This is a genomic window from Gordonia sp. NPDC003424, assembly GCF_053588655.1.
Genome location: NZ_JBSFQJ010000009.1, coordinates 203,527 through 227,310 on the forward strand (window position 1 = coordinate 203,527; position 23,784 = coordinate 227,310).

6 protein-coding genes are annotated in these 23,784 nt (G+C 67.9%); 4 read left to right on the forward strand and 2 right to left on the reverse strand.

The genetic code is table 11. The annotated features are described in order from the left end of the window. Positions 1–177 precede the first annotated feature (177 nt). On the forward strand, positions 178–1,557 hold the full coding sequence (locus ACWDTI_RS15625) for a DUF4185 domain-containing protein (RefSeq protein ID WP_449739010.1): 1,380 nt from the start codon (positions 178–180) through the stop codon (positions 1,555–1,557). 122 nt (positions 1,558–1,679) lie between these two features. On the opposite strand, the gene ACWDTI_RS15630 is transcribed toward ACWDTI_RS15625, so the two are convergent. After that, positions 1,680–19,841: an amino acid adenylation domain-containing protein gene (locus ACWDTI_RS15630; protein WP_449739011.1), complete on the reverse strand. Its 18,162-nt coding sequence runs from the start codon at positions 19,839–19,841 to the stop codon at positions 1,680–1,682. A 1,347-nt stretch (positions 19,842–21,188) separates the two neighbouring features. Between ACWDTI_RS15630 and ACWDTI_RS15635 the strand changes: the two genes are divergently transcribed. Then, a complete protein-coding gene (locus ACWDTI_RS15635; RefSeq protein ID WP_449739012.1) occupies positions 21,189–21,794 on the forward strand; it encodes a recombinase family protein in 606 nt (201 codons plus the stop codon). Then, the gene (locus tag ACWDTI_RS15640; protein ID WP_449739013.1) at positions 21,791–22,093 is read left to right on the forward strand and encodes a hypothetical protein; all 303 of its coding nucleotides are present in this window, start codon (positions 21,791–21,793) and stop codon (positions 22,091–22,093) included. Before ACWDTI_RS15635 ends, ACWDTI_RS15640 begins: the two co-directional genes overlap by 4 nt. A gap of 45 nt (positions 22,094–22,138) precedes the next feature. Here the strand turns inward: ACWDTI_RS15640 and ACWDTI_RS15645 are convergent, their stop codons facing one another. Then, positions 22,139–22,657: a glucose-6-phosphate dehydrogenase gene (locus ACWDTI_RS15645; protein ID WP_449739014.1), complete on the reverse strand. Its 519-nt coding sequence runs from the start codon at positions 22,655–22,657 to the stop codon at positions 22,139–22,141. A 176-nt stretch (positions 22,658–22,833) separates the two neighbouring features. Between ACWDTI_RS15645 and ACWDTI_RS15650 the strand changes: the two genes are divergently transcribed. Further along, the gene (locus tag ACWDTI_RS15650) at positions 22,834–23,784 is read left to right on the forward strand and encodes a hypothetical protein (RefSeq protein WP_449739015.1); all 951 of its coding nucleotides are present in this window, start codon (positions 22,834–22,836) and stop codon (positions 23,782–23,784) included.

Consider the following 23,784-nt stretch of genomic DNA (forward strand, 5'->3'; position numbering starts at 1 on the left):
AGACATCGGCCACACAGACACGGGCGACAGACACGGGTCGGGCCCCGATCATGTGCGACGACCACGGCGTTCACCCGAGACCCGATCGTGACCGGCGCTTCACGGTAAACACCGACAACATTCGTCACAATTACCCCATTTGTAACTTCAGTAACATCCGCTGCTTTGGAGGTTCCGGTGGTGCCACGCTTTGCTCGGTCGGTACGAGTGTCACTGGTGGCCGCGCTGACCCTGGGAGCCTGCGCGGTCGGACTGTCCACCGGCGCCGGACACGCCGACGCCTCACCGTGCGGCAATGGCGGATTCGGCTCGAGCGGTATCGACTTCGGGTCGCTCGGATCGAGCGGCTCGTCGGGGTCGAGCGGATCCAGCGGGTCGAGCGGATCGACCGGATCGCTGGGCAGCTCCGGCATCCCCGGCATCGGCCCCCAGGGACCGCTGCCGATCTACGTGTCCCCACGCACGCAGAGCGTCGCATGGGTCACCGGGCCGCTCAGCATCAATCAGACCTTCACCCGGTTCGCCATCTCCGGCACCGACATCGGGGTCAGCTGGGACAACGGATCGGGCCAGACCCTGATGGCGTTCGGCGACACCTTCGGAGACTGCAATACCCTCGGCCAGCAGTGGCGCCACAACGTGTTGCTGCGCACCAACGACAACCGGCTCATCGACGGCATCCGGGTACCCGACGGAGTCGCCGACGATCCCGCCTCCGGGAGCGTGATCTTTGCCGGGCAACCGAACTTTGCGCAGCAACTCATCGCGTCGCTGGGCATCAGCGGCATCGAGGTCACCACCATCCCGACCGCCGCGATCGCATTACCCAAGCCCGGCGGCGGCTACCGGCAGTTCATCAACTACATGTCCGTGCGATCCTGGGGATCGGCAGGCAACTGGGTCACCAACTTCTCGGCGATCGCCTTCTCCGACGACAATGGACAGCATTGGGAAACCGATCAGAGCACCATCCGGATCAACACGCCCGCCTCGCTGGCCACTCCGGCCGGGGTGCCGGTGCTCGAGTACAACAACGGCAAATACCAGCAGAACGGGTATACCCGCGGCCGGCCGGACGATCCCGACGAGAGCGGTTACATCTACCAATTCGGCACGCCCAACGGCAGATACGGGGCCGCCTTCCTGGCGCGATTCAAGCCAGAGGACATCCAGAACCTCGATCGCTACGAGTACTGGGCGGGCAAGTCCCTTGGCTGGATACATGACATCGCCGGCATCCCCGACGACGGATCGGCGATTGTCGTGCCCCCGCCGGTGACCGAACTGTCGGTCGCGTGGAGCCCGTACCTGCGCAAGTACGTGATGCTCGACGGGGACAACGGGATCAAGCTGCGCACCGCCAACCACCCCGAGGGCCCGTGGAGCAGTCCCACCTACATCGTCGCTCCCGCGGCCATCGTCGTCTACGCGCCGATGATGCTCGCCAACTCCCCTGCGCTACAGGGAAATTCGCCCGACCTGTACTTCAACGCGTCGCGGTGGAGCGACTACAACGTGATGATGTTGCACACAAATCTGGCGTTGGTCCCGCACTAGACACGGCGGATATGTGTTGACGGGTCGGATACTTCCGCCGCATCAGACGAAATGTGCCGCGCCGATCCAGATCGCCGGTAACGCCGGGTACCACCGACGCTGCATGGGCCGAACGGGGCATGTCAGCCACGGGAGAGGCGTTCGTTGATGACCTCCGCGATCGAGGCGATCGCCGCATCCTCCGTCATGGCGAGATGCGTTGCGTCGACGTCGACGTTCGAGATGCGGCCACCAACGAACGGCACCCACCCGTGGTGACCCTGCGCGTCGGACCGCCGGTCGCGGACGGCGGTGAAGTACAGCATGTCGGTGTCCACCGCCGGGGGCTGCCACGCGGCCGCGGCCCGGATCGATACGTTGTAGGCCTCGGTGAGGCGATCGATGGTGGCCGCGTCCACGCCGAAACCGTCACCGAGGTGTTCGGTGATCTGTTGCGCCGCCTGTTCGGCGGTGGCGTCGGCACTGACGAAGTCGATGCCCAGGACCGGGCCGAGGTTGCTGATCAACTGGCCGGCGGTGATGGTCGAGACCTCCGACGGGTCGATGCCGTCGGCCTCGGCGTCCAGCATCGCCAGCAACTCGACGTGTTCCCCGGCAGCCGTTATCTCGGCGGCAACCGCGTGGGCGATCACCCCGCCCATCGACCAGCCGAGCAGGTGATACGGGCCGTGCGCCTGCACCTTTCGGATCTCGTCGAAGTAGCGGCGGGCGATGCCGGCGATCGTCGTGGGCCCGTCGTCGTCGCCACCGATCTGCGGGGCCTGCAGGCCGTAGATCGGCCGGTCCGCGCTCAGGTGAGGCGCAAGAGTGTGATAGCACCATGCGAGGCCTGAGGCGGGATGGATGCAGAACAACGGCGGTTGCTCTCCCTCGGCGCGGATCGGCAGGAGTACCCCGAGCCCGAGACCGGTTGCGCCGGTGTCGTTCTGTCCGTCACCCGCGCCGGACTCGATCCGCTTCGCGAGGTCGGCCGGGCTCGGGCTCGACAGCATCCAGCGGATCGGGACGTCGGTGTCGAGTGCCTTCTTCAGTTCGCTCACCACCTGCACCGACTTGAGCGAGTTGCCACCCAGAGCGAAGAAGTCGTCGTCGGCCCCGACCCGCGGCACACCGAGGACGTCGGAGAAGATGCGCGCGATCTCGGCTTCCAGCCGTGACGACGGCTCACGGAAGTCGCCGACGGTGCGTTGTGGTTGCGGCAGCCGGGCCCTGTCGAGCTTGCCCGACGGGGTGACCGGCAACGTGTCGAGCACCATGACGGCGGACGGCACCATGTATGCGGGCAGTTCGGCCGCGGCACAGGCCACGACGTCCCCGGTGTCCACCGTGGCATCCGCCGCCGGCACCAGATACACCGCGAGGTAATCACCGGCCGGCGAGGCGATCACCGAGGCGACTGCCCTCGCGACATCGGGATGCTCGGCGAACACGGCCTCGATCTCGCCCAGTTCGATTCGCAGCCCGCGCAGCTTGACCTGGAAGTCGGTGCGACCCAGGTATTCCAGTTCACCGGTGACCCGCCGGCGCGCCAGGTCGCCGGTCCGGTACATCCGCTCCCCGGCCGCGAACGGGCTCGGCACGAATCGCTCGGCGGTCAGGCCGGGACGTCCGTGGTAGCCACGCGCAATCTGGACTCCGGCGAGGTACAGGTCTCCTCGCACACCAGCCGCCACCGGCCGGAGCCGGGAGTCGAGTACGTATGCCCGGGCATTCCACACCGGTGTGCCGATCGGCACCGCACCGTCGTCGGACTCCCGGAGATCGTGCGCGGTGGCGTGCACGGTGAATTCGGTGGGGCCGTACAGATTGTGCAGGGTCACGCCGGGCAGGGCGGCCCGCGTCGCGGCCACCACGTCCGGTCCGAGCGCCTCGCCCGCCACCAGCAACGCGCGCAGCGATCCCAGCGCATCCGGCGGTGCGGCGGCGGCGAACACAGAGAGCATCGAGGGGACGAACGAAGTCATCGTGATCTGTTCGGCGGCAATGGTTTCCGCGAGATATCCTGGATCGGAATGCCCGTCCGGCCGCGCGATCACCAGGTGCGCGCCCACCGCCAACGTGGCGAAGAGCTCCCACACCGACACGTCGAAATGGGCGGGGGTCTTCTGCAGCACCACATCTGCCGTCGTCAGCGAATAGGTGTCACTGATCCAGCGCACCTGGTTCACCACCGAACGATGGGACACGGCAACACCCTTCGGTCGGCCCGTGGACCCGGAGGTGAACAACACGTATGCCAGGTTGTGGGGCCGCAGGGGCGCACGACGGTCGTCGTCGGTGATCGGCGCGTCGTCGAATGCGGCCCAGTCCGCGTCGTCGATCCCGGACAGGACGACCACGGGATCCGCGGCGTCGAGCATGTAGTCGATTCGTTCGGCGGGATGATCGGGATCGATCGGCACGTAGGCGCCGCCGGCAGCGATCACCGCGTACATCGCGGTGACCTGGTCCAGCGACCGGCGCATCCGCAGCGCGACAAGCGAGTCCGGTCCGACGCCGCGTGAGATCAACCATCGTGCACAACGATTCACCCGTGATGCGAAGCCGGTGTAGGTCAGCGACCGTCCGTCGCCGGTCACCGCACGGCGATTCGGGTGCCGGTCCACCGCCCGGCCGAACACCGATGCGAGTGTGTCGGCCGGTTCCAGCGCCCGATCGGTCGCGTTCGCGTCCTCCAGAACGCTCGTTCGTTCGGTGGCATCGAGCAGCTCCACGTCGTGCACCGTCTGGCCGGGATCGGCGGACAACGCGGCGAGCATGCGCAGCAACCGATCGACGAACGTGGCGACGGTCGCCGCGTCGAACAGATCGGTCGCGTACGTCACGTCACCGGTGATGCCCGCGGCCGCGCCGGAGGCGTCGTAGGTGTCCGACACCGTGACCTGCAGGTCGAACAGCGACGTACCGGTGTCGGCTTCCACCGCCGACACGGACAGTTCGGGCAGCTCGACGTCGGTGGTGGTGAGATTCTGGAAGGCGAGCATCACCTGGAACAGCGGGTGGTGAGCGTTCGAGCGGACCGGGTTCAGTTCTTGCACAAGACGTTCGAACGGTACGTCGGCGTGTCCGAAGGCAGCCAGATCGGTGTCGCGCACGTCGTCGAGCAGATCGCTGAAGGACATTCCGGCACGCAACCGGGTCCGCAGCACCAGGGTGTTGACGAACATGCCGATGAGGTCGTCGAGTTCGGGTTCACCACGTCCCGCGTACGGGGTGCCGACGCTGACGTCGTCGGTGGCGGCCAACCGACCCAGTACCGCCGCCAGCGCCGCGTGGAAGACCATGAACAGGGTCGTGCCATGCGCTCGCGCCACCCGGTCGAGGGCAGCGTGCAGATCGGCATCGATGGTGATCGGGACGCCGGCACCGGCGTAGGACTGCACGTCCGGGCGGGGTCGATCCGCGGGGAGTTCGAGCAGGGCCGGAGCGTCGGCCAACTGTGTTGTCCAGTAGTCGATCTGCGCACGCAACAGCGAATCGTCGTCGGCCTCGGAGCCGAGAACCTCTCGTTGCCAGATCGCGTAGTCCGCATACTGCACCGCCAACGGCGACCATCCCGGTGCTTCCTCCTGCAGGCGGGCGGTGTACGCGGTCATCACGTCGCGTGCGAGTGGTGTCAGTGAGGAACCGTCACCGCAGATGTGATGCAGCACGATGGCCAGCACCCACTCGTCACCGCCGAGAGCAAACAGGCGGATACGTGTCGGGGCAGCGGCCGTCAGGTCGAACGGCGTCCGAACGAGCTGTGAAATATTCTGCGCCAGATCCGATTCCGCCGTGTCGACGACGACCATCGGCACGTGACCGGAGTCGGCGGGCAGGACCATCTGGGTGGGGGATCCGGCGACGTACGGATACACCGTCCGCAGGATCTCGTGGCGTTCCACGACGTCGTCGAGCGCCATCCGCAGGGCGTCGAGGTCGACCCGCCCGGACAGTCGGACGACGATCGGGATGCTGTAGGCGGGCGAGTCCGGTTCGAACCGGTTCAGGAACCACATCCGCTGCTGCGCGTACGAAAGCGGAACGTGCTCGGGTCTGGGTTGCGCGGTCAGCGGTACCCGTCCGGTGTCGGTGTGGGATTCGGCCCGGGCGGCCAGCTTCTCCACCGTCGGCGCCTCGAAGAGCATCGAGACCGGAACCTTCGTGTCGAGCGCGGCGCCGATCCGGGCGACCACCCGGGTGGCGACGAGGCTGTTGCCGCCGAGGTCGAAGAAGTTGTCGTCGGCCCCGACGGCGCCGTCGATGCCCAGGACCTCGGCGAACACACCCGCCACGATCTCCTCCACCGGCGACGACGGCGCCCGGAAGTGTCGCAGCGTGATCATCGGGGCGGGCAGGGCCTTGCGGTCCAGCTTGCCGCTCGGGGTCAGCGGGATCTGTTCGATCACCATCACGGTAGCGGGAACCATGTAGGGCGGCAACGTCTCTGCCAACACCTCCCGCAACTTCTCACCCGAGAGGACCGTTTCCGGCGCGGGCACCACGTAGGACACCAACCGCGTTCCGGCGGCGCCGTCGTGTCGCAGAACGGTCACGGCAAACGCCACATCCGACCTCGCGCCCAGCACCGCATCGATCTCGCCGAGCTCGACCCGGAATCCGTGAATCTTCACCTGGAAATCGTTGCGGCCCAGGAACTCCAGTGATCCCTGGGGGTTCCAGCGGACGACATCGCCGGTGCGGTACATGCGTTGGCCCGGCGCGCCGAACGGATGCGCAACGAATCGGGCCGCCGAGACGGCCGACCGGTTCAGATATCCGCGTGCAAGTGCCGGGCCCGCGAGGTAGAGCTCACCGGCCACCCCGATCGGCGCCGGCCGCATCCGGTCGTCGAGCACCAGGGCCTGCATGGCCGGCAGCGGCACGCCGATCGTCGACCGCTCCCCCGCCGCCAAGGGATCGGTGGCGGTGGCGACGATCGTGGTCTCGGTCGGCCCGTAGAGGACGCGGAACTCCCTGGCACCGGCGGCATCGGTACCGACCCACCGGCTGACCAGGTCGGTCGGTACCTCGTCGCCACCGGACATCACCAGCCGCAGATCGTCGAGTCCGTCGGCATCCACCGACGCGAGCGCCGCCGGGGTGATGAAAGCGTGCGTGACCCGCTGCTCACGCAGGAGCCCGGCGAGTTCGTCGCCGCCGCGAATACCGACCGGTGCCACCACGAGTGCCCCTCCGGACCCCGTCGCGAACAGAATCTCCAGCAGCGACGCGTCGAAGGACGGTGAGGCGAAATGCAGGACGCGGGAGCCGGCGTCGGCGTCGACATGCAGTGCGCGGAGGTAGTCGGCGACGCCCGCGTGGGTGACCGCCACACCCTTGGGCCGGCCGGTCGACCCGGAGGTGAAGACCACCCAGGCCGGATTGGTGATGCGTACCGGATGCGCCCGTTCGCCCTGCTCGATCGGCGTCGCGCTCAGGCCGTCGACGTGCGCGGCGACGGCAGCGTCGTCCAGCACGACCCAGTCCGGTCCGTCGGGGAGCGCGGTGCGCGCCCGCAACGCCGTGACGCCGAGCCGCGCGCCCGAGTCGGACACCATCTGCTCGATCCGCGTGGAGGGATAGTGCGGATCCACCGGGACGAACGCCGCACCCGTCTTCACGACGGCCCACCAGGCCACCACCGACTCCACCGACCGTTCGACGGCGACCGCCACCGACGTCTCCGGAGCCGCACCGAGACCGATCAGGTAGCGCGCCAAGCGGTTCGAGCGTTGGTCGAGTTCCCGATAGGACATCTCGACGTCCCCGGACACGAGGGCCGCACCGTCGGGGTTGAGCGCGACGGCCTCGGCGAACGCGTCCGGCAGCAGGATCGGGGTCGGCGCCGCGTCGGGTCCCACCTTCGACAGCAGCGCCGAGCATTCGTCGGGCTCCAGCCAGTCGATGTCCCCGATCGACGTCGTCGGGTCGTCGGCGACCGTCTCCAGAACCCGGTGCAATCGGCCGAGGAATCCGGCCACCGTCTCGTCGTCGAACAGGTCGCGCGCGAACATCAGCATCCCCGAGATACCTTGCGCCGCACCATCGGGGCCGTACGAGTCGGCGATCACCAGCTGCAGGTCGAACTGGCAGATCCCGGTGTCGGCCTGTTCACGGGACACGGTCACCCCGGGCAACTGCACGTCGACGTGCGACAGGTTCTGGAATGCCAGCATGGATTGGAACAGTGGGTGATGCGCCGTGGACCGCGCTGGGTTCAGTTCTTCCACGACACGTTCGAACGGCACGTCGGCGTTCTCGAACGCCTGCAGGTCGGTGTCCCGGACGCGGCCGAGCAGGTCGGCGAAGGACTCCGCGCCGTCCAGCCGCGTCCGCAATGCGAGGGTGTTCACGAACATGCCCACCAACGCGTCCAGGCCGGGTTCACCCCGGCCGGCCACCGGGGTTCCGACCACCACGTCGTCGCCGCCGCTCAACCGTGCGAGGACGGTCGCAAACGCGGCGTGCATCACCATGAACAGCGACGACCCGCTCGTCCGCGCGAGAGCGAGCAGCCGACGGTGCAGGTCGGCATCGATGTCCACCGGCACCCGACCGCCGGCGAGCGAGGCGACCGGGCGACGCGGCCGGTCGGCGGGCAGATCCAGTCGTTCCGCGGCCTCGGCCAGGCTGGAGCGCCAGAATCCCAGCTGAGCGTGCATCAGGGATTCCTGATCGTCGACGGCGCCGAGCACCTCCCGCTGCCACAACGCGTAGTCGGCGTACTGCACCTCGAGTGCATCCCACGCCGGGGCATCTCCGGTCACCCGCGCGGCATACGCCGTCATCACGTCACGGGCCAACGGCCCCATCGATTGTCCGTCGCCGGCGATGTGATGGACCACGAGCACCAGAAGGAATTGGCAGGTGTCGCCGACGCGTTCGTCGTCGATCTCCAGCAGCGCGACACGCAGCGGGACCCGAGTGGTCACGTCGAAGCCACGACGGACGAACTCGCCCACCACCTCCCCGACTTCGCGTCGCACCGCATGGCGCACGTCCACATCGACCGTCTCGTCGTCGCGGACCAGCTGCCGCGGTTCGCCATCGGTCTCCGGATAGGTCGTCCGCAGCACCTCGTGCCGCCCGACGACGTCGGCGAGCGCCGCCTCGAGGGCACCGATGTCCAGCCGCCCGGACAGCCGCAGCATCACCGGGATGTTGTATGCCGGCGATTCCGGTTCGAGGCGGTTGAGGAACCACATCCGCTGCTGCGCCAGCGACAGCGGAACACGGTCCGGTCGTGCCGTCGCCGTCAGCGGCACTCGCCGGCGGCCGGTGATCGACTCGGCCAGCGCCGCGAATCCGGCGACGGTGGGTGCCTCGAACAGGGCGCGCACCGGAATCCGGACATCGAGGGCGGCGCCCACGCGGGAGACGACGAGCGAGGCGTTGAGCGAGTCACCGCCGAGGGCGAAGAAATCGTCGTCCGCCCCGACCCTCGCCCGGTCGAGCACGTCTCCGAAGGCGGTCGCGACCACCACTTCCGCCGTCGTCGACGGCGCCCTGAATTCCGTTGCCGCAAGCATCGGTTCGGGCAGGCGGGCGCGATCGAGCTTGCCGGTCGGCGTCCGTGGGATCTCGTCGAGCACGACGACCGCGGCCGGCACCATGTACCCGGGCAGCATCTCTGTCAGACCGGCACGCAGAGCGTCCCCCGACAGGGTGGTGCCCGTGTCCGCCACCACGTAGGACACCAGGGTCGGCGGACGTCCCTGCGCGCCGCGCCCGACGGTGACGGCGTACCCGACACCCATCTGCGCGCCGAGCAGGGCGTCGATCTCACCCAGTTCCACCCGGGTGCCCCGGATCTTGACCTGGAAATCGTTGCGTCCCAAGAACTCCAGCTGGTCGCCGCAGCCGCGGCGCACCATGTCGCCGGTGCGGTACATCCGGTCGCCGGGCCCACCGAACGGGCACGCCACGAACCGCGCCGCGGTGGTCCCCGGCTTGCCGACGTACCCGTCGGCCAGCCCGGGTCCGAACAGGTAGAGTTCGCCCGCGGTCCCCGACGGCACCGGGCGCAGCCAGGTGTCGAGAACCGCGGTCCCGACCGCAGCCACCGCGGTGCCGATGGTGATCGGATCGCCCGGGTCCAGTGGCCGGCTTGCGGTGGCCCAGATCGTGGATTCGCTCGGGCCGTACAGATTGACCATGGTGCGGTCGGGCGCCCACCGATCCACCAGTTCGGGCCCGACGGATTCACCCGCGGTCGCCAGCACGCGCAGCGTGTCCAGCCCGTCGCCGGGCATGGTGGCCAACGCCGACGGCGTCAGGACGGCATGCGAAACCTGTTGGTGCCGGATCAGTTCCGACAGGAGCGGACCGCCGTACACTTCCGGCGGCGACACCACCAACCGGCCCCCGGTGCCGTGCGCCATCAGCAATTCGAACACCGACGCATCGAAACTGGGCGAGGCGACCTGCAGCACCGTTGCGTCGTCGGTGACGCCGAGGACCGAGCGCTGGGCGGCGACGACCTGCGCCAGGCCGCGATGCGTGACGAGCACTCCCTTGGGCGTGCCGGTCGATCCGGATGTGTAGATCAGGTACGCGGTGTCGTCGATGCGGACGTCCCCGCCGCGTTCGGTGTCGGTGATCGGTTCCGCCGATTCGGCCGCCATCTCGCTGCGGGTGTGGTCGTCGTCGAGAACCACCCAGTCGGCGGTGCCGGGAAGTCGGGCACGGCAGTCGCCGATGGTCATCCCGAGTGCGGCACCCGAATCTGCCAGGAGGTAGCCAATCCGGTCGGCGGGCAGGTTCGGGTCGACCGGGAGGAATGGGGTTCCGGCCTTGACCGCGGCCCAGATCGCCACGACCGCGTCGATGGAACGCGGCAGCGCGCACGCCAACACTCCGTGCGGCCGGGCCCCTCGCCGCAGCAACACTCGGGCGAGACGCGTGGACCGTTCGTCGAGCCACCGATAGGACACCGACACGTCACCGCACGTCACGGCGAGGGCATCGGGGGTGCGGTGCACGGACTGCTCGAACAACTCCCGCATCGCGGCCGGGCGCGCGGTCTCGGTTCCGGCCGCACGCACCGCAGCGGACTCTGCCGAGGTGACCGCGGCCAGCAGGGTGCGTGGGTGCTCGGCGATCCGGACAAGACAGTCGGCGAACCGCTGCAGGATCTCCCGGGCATGTTGCTCGTCGAATGCATCGGTGCGGAAGCGCAGCGTCATCGTCAGGCCCGGCACACCGTTGCCGCCGTTCAACTTCGGTGCCACGACCAGACTCAGTGGGTACGGGGTGGCATCCACGCCCGTGATGGCGTCGACCCGCAGACCGGCCGATTCGACCAGCTGTCCCAACGCCTCCTCGTGCAGCGGGAACGATTGGAAGGCCAGGGCGGTGTCGAACAGTTCGGGCATGCCGACACTGCGGTGGATGTCCGGCAGCCCGACGTACTGGTGATCCAGCATCCGCGCATACTGCTCGTGGATCTGAATCATCAACTGCCCCAGTGAGATCTCCGGGTTCAGCCGGACGCGCACCGGGACCGTGTTCAGGAACATCCCGAGCGTGGAGTCGACGCCGGGCACCTCGGGCGGCCGGCCGGACATGGCCGAGCCGAAGATCACATCGGTCTCACCGGTCACCACGCGCAGGTTCATCGCCCACGCAGCGGACAGGGCGGCACCGACCGTGACGGCGGCATCCGCGGTCACCGCGCACAGTTGCGCGAAGTGTTCGGCGGACAACTCCGCGCCGACTTCGGCCGCGACCACTGCGGTCGTCCCGGTGGTGCCGCGCGAGGCACGCGTCGGTGCCTCGACGTCGACGAAGGCCTCCGCCCAGGCGGCCTTGGATGCGTCCAGATCCTGCTCCCCCAGCCAGGCCAGATAGTCGCGATAGGAGGACGCGGGTCCGGTGATCTCGATCTGCGACGGTGTCCCGTAGTACTCCAGCAGCTCGCCCATCAGCAGCGGCATCGACCAGCCGTCGAGGATCACGTGATGGTTGGTGATGAGCAGCCGGAACGCACCGCGACCGAGGTGGATCAGTGTGAACCGGATCAGCGACGGCTGTGCCAGATCGAACCCGGCGGCGGCATCCGACTCGCCGAGCGCGGCGACGTCGGTTGCCGCTGCCGCCCCGCCGGCGAGATCGACTTCGGTGAACCGGACGTCCGCGTGGTCCACCACGATCTGCACGGGGCCCGCCGACGACTCGGCGAATCCGACGCGCAGGATGTCGTGCCGGTCGACGAGGGCCTGCGCGGCCCGCCGTATTCGCTCACCGTCGACGTCCCCGGAGAAGGAGATCGCCGACTGAACCGTGTAGTTGTCGACGGCATCGGAGTCGAACGTCGAATGGAAGTGGATGCCCGACTGCATGGGCGACAACGGCCACACGTCGGCGAGCGTCGGATAGCGCTGTCCGAGCCGGTCGATGTCGGACTGCGCGAGATCCACGAGCGGGAAGTCCTCGGGCCGGGGGTCCCGGTCGAGGGCGCGAGTCGTCCGGCATTCAGGTCGGGGCCGGGTCGGCTCCGCGGCGGATTCGCTGGTCGCCACCGCGGCGAGGGCGGCCACCGTCTTGGCTTCGAACACGTTGCGCGGGGTGATGGTGAGTCCGGCGGCCTTGGCCAGCGCGACCAGCCGCATCGAGACGATGCTGTCGCCGCCGAGGGTGAAGAAATTGCTGTCGGCCGAGACGCTGTCGAGGTGGAGCACATCGGTGAACAGCCGGGCCATGAGCTGTTCGGCGGGGGTCTCCGGTGGTCGGCCGCCTTCGCTTTCAATGTGGAAGGACCTCTCACGCAATGCTTTTCGGTCGATCTTTCCGGTCCGCGTGAGGGGCATCGTGTCCAGCTCGACGATGGCCGCCGGATTCATGTAATGCGCGAGGCTGTCCGCGAGATGGTCGTGCAATGCTCCGACGTCCAGCGACTCTCCGGCGGTGGCGACGACATAGGACACCAGGATCGGCTGATCGGCGGGGCCCGGACGTGCGATGGTGGCGACCTGCGCGACGGAACCGTGTCGCGCGAGATGGGCGTCGATGTCGCCGGTTTCGATGCGCAGGCCATGAATCTTGACCTGCTGGTCGTTGCGGCCCAGATACTCCAACTCCAGGCCGCATCGGCCACGCACCCAGCGAACCGCGTCGCCGGTGCGATACATCCGCTCACCGCGTGCGGACGCAGGGTTTGCGACGAAACGCGAAGCGCTGATGCCCGGTCGATCGAAGTAGCCGCGGGCGAGTCCGGGCCCACCGATGTACAGCTCACCGGTGACACCCACCGGCACCGGGCGCAGCCACGCGTCCAGAACCATGGCGGACACACCCCGGATCGGGCGTCCGATGGTCACCGGTTGCCCAGGCCCGAGGTCGTCGAGTCCGGTCGCCCAGATGGTGCATTCGGTCGGGCCGTAGTGGTTCATGAGGCGACGCCCCGGCGCCCACCTGTTCACGATGTCGGCGCCGGTGGCCTCTCCGACGACGGCGATCGTGGTCAGCGACGGCACCCGCGCCGGATCCATCGTGTTCAGCGCCGACGGCGTGATGATCGCATGCGAGATCTGTTCGGCCTCGATGAGTTCCTCGAGATCGCTGCCGCCGTAGACGTGTGGTGGGGCGATGGCGAGGCAGGCTCCGCTGCTGTGCGCGAGGAGAATCTCCGCCACACACGCGTCAAAACCGGGCGACGCGACCTGCAACACCGTCGAACCGACTGTCGTGTCATAGGATTCGGCCTGGGCGGCGACGAAGTCGGCTAGTCCCCGGTGGCTGAGGTGAACGGCTTTGGGCTTGCCGGTCGAACCGGAGGTGTAGATCAGGTACGCCGCATTGTCCGGACGTAGCCCGTCGGCCGCGGCAACAGCGGAATCGTCGCCGGGCGCATCGTCACGTCCATCGTCGAGCGACAACCAGTCGACGGTGTCCGGTAGTTTCGGTGTCACCGCGTCGACGGTCAGTCCCAGTGTGCTGTGCGAGTCGGCGAGCAGTTCCGCGATCCGTTCGGTGGGGTTGCCCGGGTCCAGGGCGACGAAGGCGGCGCCGGTGGTGGCCACCGCCCAGACGGCCACGACGAGTTCGACCGACCGCGGGACGGCCAGTGCGACGAATGACTCCGGACATGCGCCGTGGCCGATCAGGTCGGCGGCCACCCGTCGCGCTCGGTGCTCGAGTTCGCGATAGGTCAGCGCGATGTCGCCGGCACGCACCGCGACCGCATCCGGGTACCGGGACGCGCTGTCGGACAGGATCTCTCGGAGCAGACGGTCGGCCTCGCGTGGCGCACCGTGGACCGAGAGCAGCTCGTCGTGTTCGTCCTCCCGGCACGACATGATCGCGGCGACCTTCCGCGAGGGGTCGGTCACGATCTGCTGGAGCAGCAGGATGAACCGTTCGAGCAGTGTGCGGGCGGTCTCGGCGTCGAGTCGATCGGTCGCATACCGCACCGTCAGCCGGTAGGCATCCGGCTCGTCGGTGGCCGAGCGTCCGGCGCCGGTCGGGCGCGGCGGCGTGACCTGCAGGCTGAGCGGGTACGGCGTGGCGTCGTGGGCGACGAGATCGATCCAGCGCAACCCGGCATCGCCGAGGGTGCTCTCGACCGCGGCGGCGTCGAGCGGATAGGACTCCAGGACGGTCACGGTGTCGAACATGTCGGCGATCCCGGTTGTGCGCTGCAATTCGGCCAGCCCGACGTTCCGATGATCCAGCATCGCGGCGTGCTCAGACTGTGCGCGGGCCAGCAGATCCGCGACGGTCTGGGCGGGGTCGAGCCGGAACCGCACCGGGAGGGTGTTGATGAACAGACCGATGGTGCGGTCGATGCCCGGGATGTGTGGCGGGCGGTCGGAGACCGTGTTGCCGAACACCACATCCGACCGACCGGTCATCGTGGTCAGCAGCAGCGCCCACGCCGTCTGAATGGCGGTGTTGGCGGTGACGCCGTGGGTGCGGCCCACCTCGAGAACGGATTCGGTGGTCGCGAGATCGAGGTCGAGGGTGATCTCCCCTATGCCGGCGGTGGCCGAGCGATCCGGCTTTCCGGTCACCAGCGTCGGGCTGTCGATGCCGTCGAGCATCTCGCGCCACGCGTCGATCGACGCCTGATGATCCCGTGTCTGCAGCCACTGCAGATACTCCCGGTAGGACTGCGGTCGCGGCAACCCGTCGGGGCGACCGTCGGCGATGTAGAGCGACAGCAACTCGTGGATGAGCACCGGCATCGACCAGCCGTCGAGCACGATGTGATGGTTGGTGAGGACCAGCCGGAACGTTGCGTCGTCGACCCGGATCAGGTGGAGCCGCAGCAGCGGCGGATGGGCGAGGTCGAACGGACCCGCCGACTCCGCGACGAGTCGCCGCAGTTCGCGTTCGCGGCCGTCGGCGTCACCGATGCCGGTGATGTCGGAGTCCGTCCAGTCGACCCGGGTGTCGCGCAGGATGATCTGCCGTGGCCCCGAACTGGTTTCGACGAACGCGGCGCGGAGGCTGTCGTGCCGATCGATGAGCATCTGTGCGGCCCGCCGCATCCGTGCGGGCTGCACGTCACCACCGAGGGTCAGTTCGGCCTGCACCGTGTAGCCGTCCGAGCCGTCGTCGTAGGTGGCGTGGAACAGCAGTCCGGATTGCAGAGCGGTCAGTGGCCACACGTCGGTCATCGACGGGTAATCGCCCAGCCAGCCGTCGACATCGTCCTGCGAGGCCGTCACCAGTGGGAAGTCGGATGCGGTGAAGCCGCCGGCGTCGTCGGAGCGCACATGCGCGGCCAGTGCCCGCAAGGCCTGCACCCACAGCCCGGCCAGTTCCTCGACATCCGTGTGGTCGATCACCAGTGTCGCGAATTCCCATGCGGCGCTGAGTTCGAACCCGTCGGGCCCTGGTTCGGCGATCGCGTTGATGTCGATGACCGCCGCCAGCGCCATGGACGGATCACGCGTTCCGGTCAGCGCGGCGAACTCGGTCGACGGCGCCCACGGTCCGGAGAGCTCGCGAGAACCTGCGCGCCCCAGGTAGTTCAGGCTGACCTGAGGTTCCGGAAGGTGTCCGAGTTCGGCGCGGCCCCGTGGGTCCAGATGCCGCACCATCCCGTAGCCGATGCCGTTGTCCGGCACCGCTCGAAGCTGTTCCTTCACCTGCTTGATCGCGAGGCCGGCGGCCGGCCCGCCGGCGAACGCGTCCTCGACATCGACGCCCTGCAGTTCGAGTCGGAGGGGGAAGCATGAGGTGAACCAGCCGACCGTGGCGGTGAGATCGGCGCCCGGCACGGCCTGTTCCTCGCGACCGTGTCCCTCGAGGGTGACGACCTCGCTGCGCGGCGCCACCCCGCGCCGACGCCGCCACTGCGCCAGCGCCAGCGCCAACGCGGCGAGCAACGAGTCGTTGGCACTGCCGTGGAAGCGGGCCGGAATGGTGGTGACCGCCGCCTCGGTGACGTCTGCGGGTATGCGGACGTGCAGGAGTCCCGCGGTGGCTCCCACATCACGGCCCGGGTCCAGCGGGCGCGACCCGAGAAGCTGATCTCCCTGGGCGAGCACGCCGGTCCACCGCTCGAGTTCGGCGGAGGTCCGGGCGGGGGTCTGCTCGACGAGGCCGTGCGCCCAGCGCCGAACGGAGGTCGACGTGCTCGGCCCGAATTCGGGGTCGGCACCGTCGGTGATGCACTGCCATGCCTGTGCGAGATCGGTGAGAAGGATGCGCCACGACACGCCGTCGACGGCGAGGTGATGGATGACCAGCCACATCAGATCCGGTTTGGTGCCGTGCCGATCCTCCATCCAGACCAATCGGATCAGCTTGCCGGCATGCGGGTCCAACTGGTCGGCGGCCGTCTGCAGATGCTGATCGATCTCGTCGGCATCACGGCGTTCGAGCCACACGTGGACCAGTGCGGCGTCGGCGTTGACCGCGCCCGGTCCACGAACCTCGATGTCGCGGCTGTCGGATCGTTCACCGCGCAGGACCGCGCGCAGGATGTCGTGACGGTCCAGGAGCGCACGCACTACTCGTGTCAACCGCGCGCGCGTGACCTGCTCCGGGAGTTCCACCAGTGCCGCCTGCGCGAACCGGTCGATCCGTCCCCGGTCGAGCATCGCGTGCATGATGGGCGTCAGCGGGATCGGCCCGACACCTCCGCCCGGCAGTTCGTCGAGCACCGCCTCGTCGGCGGCATCGGTGGCCATCGCGGCCAGGGCACCGACGGTCTTGTGTTCGAACACATCCTGGGTGGACAGTGACAGGCCGTGGGCCTTGGCGCGGGCGACGAGTTGGATCGACAGGATGCTGTCGCCGCCGAGCGCGAAGAAGCTGTCGTCGGCGCTGACCTGGCTCACCCCGAGAACCTCGGAGAACAGCTCTGCCAGTTGATATTCCCGCGGCGTCGACGGCGGCCGTCCGGTCCCCACGGTGTCGAAGACCGGGGCGGGCAGCGCGCGCCGGTCCACCTTGCCGAAGGCGTTGACGGGCATCACATCCAGCGGCACGATCACCGCCGGGACCATGTGCGGCGGAAGGGCATCGCGGGCGAACCGCTCGAGGTCGCCGGGGTCGATCCGACGATCACCCACCGGAACCACATACGACGCGAGGACAACCGCGTCGGCGTTGTTGCGGACCGGCACCGTGAGGGATTGCTCGACGTCCGGGTGCGCGGTGAGTGCCGCGTCGATCTCGCCGGGCTCGATCCGGTAGCCGCGGATCTTCAGCTGGAAGTCGCTGCGGCCCATCAGCTCCAGGGCCGGCGCGGAGTCGTCGCCGACCCAGCGCGCGATGTCCCCGGTACGGTACATGCGCTGCCCGGGGTCGCCGAACGGATCGGCGACAAAGCGGGTCGCGGTCTGCCCCACCAGGTTTGCGTATCCCCGGGCGAGACCCGGGCCGGCCAGATAGAGCTCGCCTGCGGTACCGATCGGTACCGGCTGCAGCGCGGGATCGAGCACCATGGCCGACATCCCACGGATCGGGCCGCCGGCGGTCAGGTCTGCCGCCGAATCGATCACACCACCCGCCGCGGTGATCGTGGTCTCGGTGGGACCGTACTCGTTGAACATGGTCGCCTGCTGCGTCCACCGCTCGACGACGTGGGGCGGGCACGCGTCGCCCCCGACGACGACGGCACGCAGGTCATGCAACGGCACGGGGTCGACGGTGGCCAGCATCGTCGGCGTCAACGTAAGGTGCGTCACCCTCTCGCCGCCCAGGAGTTCGGTGAGCGCCTCCCCGCCGATCACCTCGGGTGGCACGATGACCAGACGCGCTCCGTTCGCGAAGCAGGTGATCAGCTGTTCCATCGACGCGTCGAAACTGGGCGAGAGTGCGTAGGACACCCGCGATCTCGAGTCGAGACCACAGGCCGCGCTCCGGTCGGCGACGAGGTTCGCGAGTCCGGCGTGGGTGACCTGAACGCCTTTGGGCACACCGGTGGAGCCCGAGGTGTACGTCATGTAGGCGACATTGGCGGCGCGCAGCGGATGGAATCGTGCGTCCTCGTCGATCGGACGGCAGTCGGCGCCAGTGTCGGCGTCGGTGTCGGTGTCGGCCTGCATGGTGTCCTCGTCGTCGAGAACCATCAGGCGGACGCCCTCCGGGAGCCGATCGCGATACGCGTCGACGGTGATCACCACGTGGGCTCCGCTGTCGGCGATCATGTGCTCGATGCGTGCGCGCGGATACTCCGGGTCGATCGCGACGATCGCCGCACCGGATTTGGCCACCGACCAGACCGCGGTGACCGACTCGGCCGACCGTCGGAGCACGATGGCCACCGCCGAGTCCGGTCCGCATCCGAGAGCGATCAACCGCCGCGCCCATCGAGAGGACACGGTGTCGAGTTCCCCGTAGGTCAGGGTGTGCCCGTTCGCCGAGATCGCCACCGAATCACGATGATCGCGAACGGCTTTCGTCAGAAGTTCGGGTAGCAGTCGGGTTCCGACGCCCGCGTCCCCGCGAACCGGGAGCAGTGCGGCACGTTCGGACTCGTCGAGCAGCGGCAAGCGCGACAGCGGGCTCGACGGCGCGCAGTCGAGGAACTCGTGCAGGAACCGCAGGAACCGCCGGTGGTGCCCCGCGAGTTCTTCCTCGCGGTAGACATTGGGGTTGCCCTGGAAGTCGACGTGCGTGCTGTCCTTGCCCGCGCCCGGGTAGATGTTGACGAACAGATCCGAGGTGGGGCCCGAGGTGAGGACGTTGAGGCGCCCGGTGGTCTCGCCGAGCACGACGTCGTTGTCGATCATCATCAGGTTGATCGCCGGCCCGAACGAGGCGGTCTCGTCGCGGGCGATGCCCATGTCGGCGAAGATGTTCTCCTGGCGATAACGCTGCCGTCGCAGTGCGCTGATCAGCTCGCTCTGCGCGGCGGTGATCACCTCGTCGACGGTGCGGCCGGCCACCGCGAGCCGCAGTGGCACCACGTTCGCGATCATGCCGCCCGATCGGCGCAGCACCGCCGAATGCCGGCCGGAGACCGGCAGGCTCAGCAGCACCTCGTCGCTCGCGGTCATCCGGGCCAGGTACACACCGAACGCCGCGACGATCACCGGGGCGACGCTGGTACCGCGTTCGGCGACCACGCGGTCCAGCAGTTGGGCGGTGTCGGCTCGCAACGGTGTGCTCACGAGAATGGGGTGAATCGTGGGCGTGCCCATCCGACCGGCCAGACTGACGACGGGCGGTGCATCGGCCAGGTGCTCGGTCCAGTATTTCCGGTCGTTGTCGAAACGCGCCGACTCCGGATAGGCCCCGTCCTGGGCGACGATGTCACCGATACCGTTCACCGACGATTCCGAAGCACTCTGCCCCGCCACTCCGGCGTTGTAGAGCTCGGTGATGCGGCGCACCATCGTCACGGCGGCGTAGCCGTCCAGCGCGATGTGGTGGGCACGCTGGTACCACAGGTAGTGCTCGGTGCCGACCTGGAAGATCGTGCTCGTCATGAGGTGATCGGTGGTCAGCTCCAGCGGACTCGAATAGTCCTGGGTCATCAGCTGGTGCGCGGTGGCGACCGGGTCGGATTCGCCCCGCAGATCGACGATCGTCACGGGCGCTCCGTGCTCCTCGTCGACGCGTTGGCGCGGCTCGCCGTCGACCACGCTCAGACGCAGGTTGCCGCCCCCGAACTCCAGGCCGGCCTTGCGGCACACGTCCGCGAGCAACTCGGTGTGCAACTCACCGACCACCTCGATGTACTGGGCGATGGAGATGGGCATGTCGCCCGCGAGGTGCTGGGCGAACCAGATCCCCCGCTGCGCCGCGGTGAGTGGAAGCGCCTGAACTGATGGGGCGCTAGGTGCGTGATTGTGGTGGGACGTGGTCACGGTGGCCTCCGTCGGAGTGTCTCGTGTCATGGCTTTTCCGCCGTTGGAGCCGCGCGTGACGTCGGTGTCCGCGCAGCGTTGAACCTCGCTCGGCATGCTGTTGCCGAAACGACTGACTACTTTCGATATTTGGTGATCAATGCCAGGAGAAATCGCGACCAATCAGACATATCGGCTTGGTCCCGTCCGATTCATCCGAGATTTCTTCGCGATTCACCTGATTTGTATTCGGTCACTCCTCTGTCACAAAAACAATGCACGTTGGTCTCAATCGGAAATGCGATCCGACCGACTGGTGTGCGCCACGACTCCGGGAGACATTCGCGTGACAGATCGTCCGGCCCGGCCCGCGGCAACCGATGACACGGTCACCATCCACCGGTCGGCATGACCGCGGCGTAGCCATCGCGCGTGCTTGGCCTGTCACGTAATCTATTTGTACACAAAACTTCTCGGATCTCGGCGCCACCAGTTGGGCAACACGGGCAAGCGATCGGCCGGCGAAACCACCGGTGCACGCGTTTGATTGAACGCCGACGTCGTGACCCCGGCGAGAATCGTGCGCGTTCTCGATCACACGACTACTGTGACCGACGGCCAGGTTATCGACGCGAGTAGCCAACTACTCGACTTTGCCCATGCGGGTTTCGGCAGTACTTACTGATCGGTCACTCGATCGATCTCCACACGATTTCATCGGTCCGATAACCGCGCCGAATTGATTCGTCGGACTCGCCGCTGGGGCGGGAAAAAGCAAACCGAGTTGATCTCGATGCGTTCGTCGCAAGCTCCTCACTTACTCGATCAGCGGGATCTCGACCTCGCCGTCTCCCCGCCGCTGATCGAGCAACCCCACCCTCATCCGCACCGCCGCCCAGTCCGCATAGTCGCCCCGTCCGCACGGTCGTCCCCTCCGCACGGTCGTCCCGTCCGCACGGTCGTCCCGTCCGCACGGTCGTCCCGTCCGCACGGTCGCCCCCTCCGCACGGTCGCCCCCTCCGCACGGTCGCCCCCTCCGCACGGTCGCCCCCTCCGCACAGTCGCCCCCTCCGCACAGTCGCCCCCCTCCGCACAGTCGCCCCCCTCCGCACGGTCGTCCCCTCCGCACGGTCCCCTCCGCTGATCGAGTAAGGCCCCGAGCTTGCGAGGCGCCGCATCGAGATCGACAGCCAAGAAGAGGAATTTCAAGATACTCGCAATTTACTATGTCTCATTAGTCGCACACCCGACCCCAGCGACCCGGCTGTTACTCGATTGCATCGAAACAGGATCTCCCGATTCCGGCACCACCCACCAAAGCATCTGGTCTCAGAACCAGCTCCCACCACCGTGTCTTGAAATCCCCCTCCCGATCAATTTTGCGATACATTGACGGCCATGAACCTCGACCCGCCGGGCGGCAGCACCGTCGCGATGCTCGGCTACGCCCGGGCGGGTGTCGGCGCCGACACCCTCGCAGCCCAGGTAGATGCCCTGACCAAAGCCGGGGTCGACCCGTCGCGGATCTACAGCGACGAGTTCGCCGGCGTCTCGGTCATGCCGAGACGTCCAGGTTTGTCCGCCCTGCTGGACTATGCGAGACCCGGCGACACCACGATCGTGGTCGGCATCGATCGACTCGGCCGGACAACCGCGGAGGTACTCGCGACCGCCCGCGACCTGTCGCAGCGTGGGATCGGTGTGCGATCACTGCGTGAAGGCATCGATACCGACGATCCGGCCGGCGCGATGATCGTGGGGGTTCTCGCCTCGCTCGGAGAAGTCGACGCGGAACGCGGTCAGACACGCCGTCACGCGGCGGCGGTGTCCCGATCGGGCAGCACGTCGTCGGTCGGTCGGCCGCGAGTGCTCGACGACGATCAGGTGGCGATGGCCGAACGGATGCGCGCCGGTGGCCGTCCGGTGCCCGACATCGCCGAGACCTTGGGCGTGAGCCGCGCAACCCTGTATCGCAGTCTCGCCGAAAGGCGTGTGGCCCGTTGACAACTCATGACACCGGTCTGCCCGCGCTCGATACCCCGACCGCCGACGGCGTCGTCACCCGCCTCCCCACCTCGTTCCCGATCGTCGACCCCGAGCTCGACGCTCACCTCGACCCTGATCTGTTCCAACGGGGCTTCGAGGACGCCCTTTCCCGCCTGGATTCACTGCCGCGGACGTGGGCCCGTCATCATGCGTCGACGACGATGGCGTCGGCCCCCGATCCCGACGACGACGAACCGAGTTACACCCGCGGCTATCGTGCGGGGTTGTACGGCTACCTGCGGCACGCCAAGGACTGACCGCTCGGTCGCCACTATGCACCGGGCCACCGTGCCCGGTCGTGCCTATCTCTCGCGCGGCTGGGGCGCGGTCACGTGATCCGACAGGTCCAGGTGCAACGCCTGATGCGCGTCGAGCAGGTGTCGCAGCCCCGTGTCGAGCGGCCAGGGATAGGTGAGCTCATGCCCGAACCGATCGTCGACCGCGGCCACCGATCCCTGCCGCAACGACGTGTCGTCGACACGCTCGACGATCGACTCGAACAACTCGATCGGGGTGGCCAGGTAATACAGCGGCCGGTGCGCTCCGGGCGCGCTCATCCCCGCGGCGTAGACGAGCCCGTGCGAGGTGATCACCAGACGGTCCGAGGCGATCACGACCTCGCCGGCGAGCTCGCTCCTCCCCCACTCCACCGCGGCGTCGCGGGCCTCCTCCACCCGTCGTCGGGTGTCGTCGGTCAGCAGCTGTTCGACGTGGTGGCGATCGATCCGGTCCGCGGAGCTGTACTCCGGACCGAAATGCCGTTGCAGGACCTCGTCGACGAAGTCCAACAGCGGATCACTCGTCACCTGCTCGCCGCTCATCGCACGCACCTCCGTGGAGAATCACACTGGCCGTTCAGCGTCTTTCCGACACTACGCCGACACTGGCGTGACACCCGGGAAAGTGGCGAAGACCCCACCCGGGAACGGGACTTGGTCGGGACCAACGACCCGATCCTCGAGTTGCGAGGTGACCAAGCCCGAGTGACCATGAGGTTATGGCGAAGTTGAGTCCGCAGGTCAGCGCCGTGAAGGCCACCCACTGGAAGCAACGCCTTGCTCCCCATCTCGCCGAGGGCGAAGTCATCCGCGCATTCGCCTCGGCCTGCCGCCTCAAACCCGCCACCGAAGGTGTGGCGTTCACCAACGCGCGCGTCATCGGATTCAACACCGACTCGGCGTCGTCGGACGGAACGTGCGTCGCCGTCTCGGTCACCGCCGACGACATCCTGGGGTACGACCTCACGCCCGTCCATCTCGTCCCGACGATTTCGATTCATGCGTCGACCGGCATGGTGAACCTGGGGACGTTCGACAAGGCCGAAACCGACTTCATCGCCTACTTCCTCGAATCCCTGCAACAGGGCGGAGTCGATCCGGCGGCGCAGGCCGGAATCGACGCACTGCAAGAGGAGGAGTCGGTGCGCGAGAAATCCGAAACTTGTTGGGAGGAAGCACATCAGAGCGTGCCCGTGTTCGGTGAACCGATGACCGTCGCGCAATGGGCAACCGTTCAGGAACACGCACCGGCACACGAGGTGCCGTGGCTGGTCCTCAACAGCGGACGTGCCGGACAGCTGGTGGCGTTCGACGATCGCGTCGTCCTCCTCAAGAGGGGTTACCCATCCGATCCAGCAGGCGCTGTTCACGACACGACCGTCTCGTTCTCGGAGCTCATCGCGATCGAGTACAACTGCGGTGCGCTGACCGGTGACCTCGAACTCCTGACACCAGACCATCCCGGGTGTGGTCCGCGCGACCACTGGCTGAGGACGAAGCGGGACGAGAAGACGGTGTCCTACGGCTCGACCGCGATGCCGAACGCGTTGAGCTTCCCCAAGCCCTATTACCGGCAGGCGTTGCCGATGATCGAGGACCTGCGGCGACGGATCGCCGACACCCGTGAGCCGGGGGTGTCGGGCGCGTTGCGGGACGCCTCGGGCCTGTAG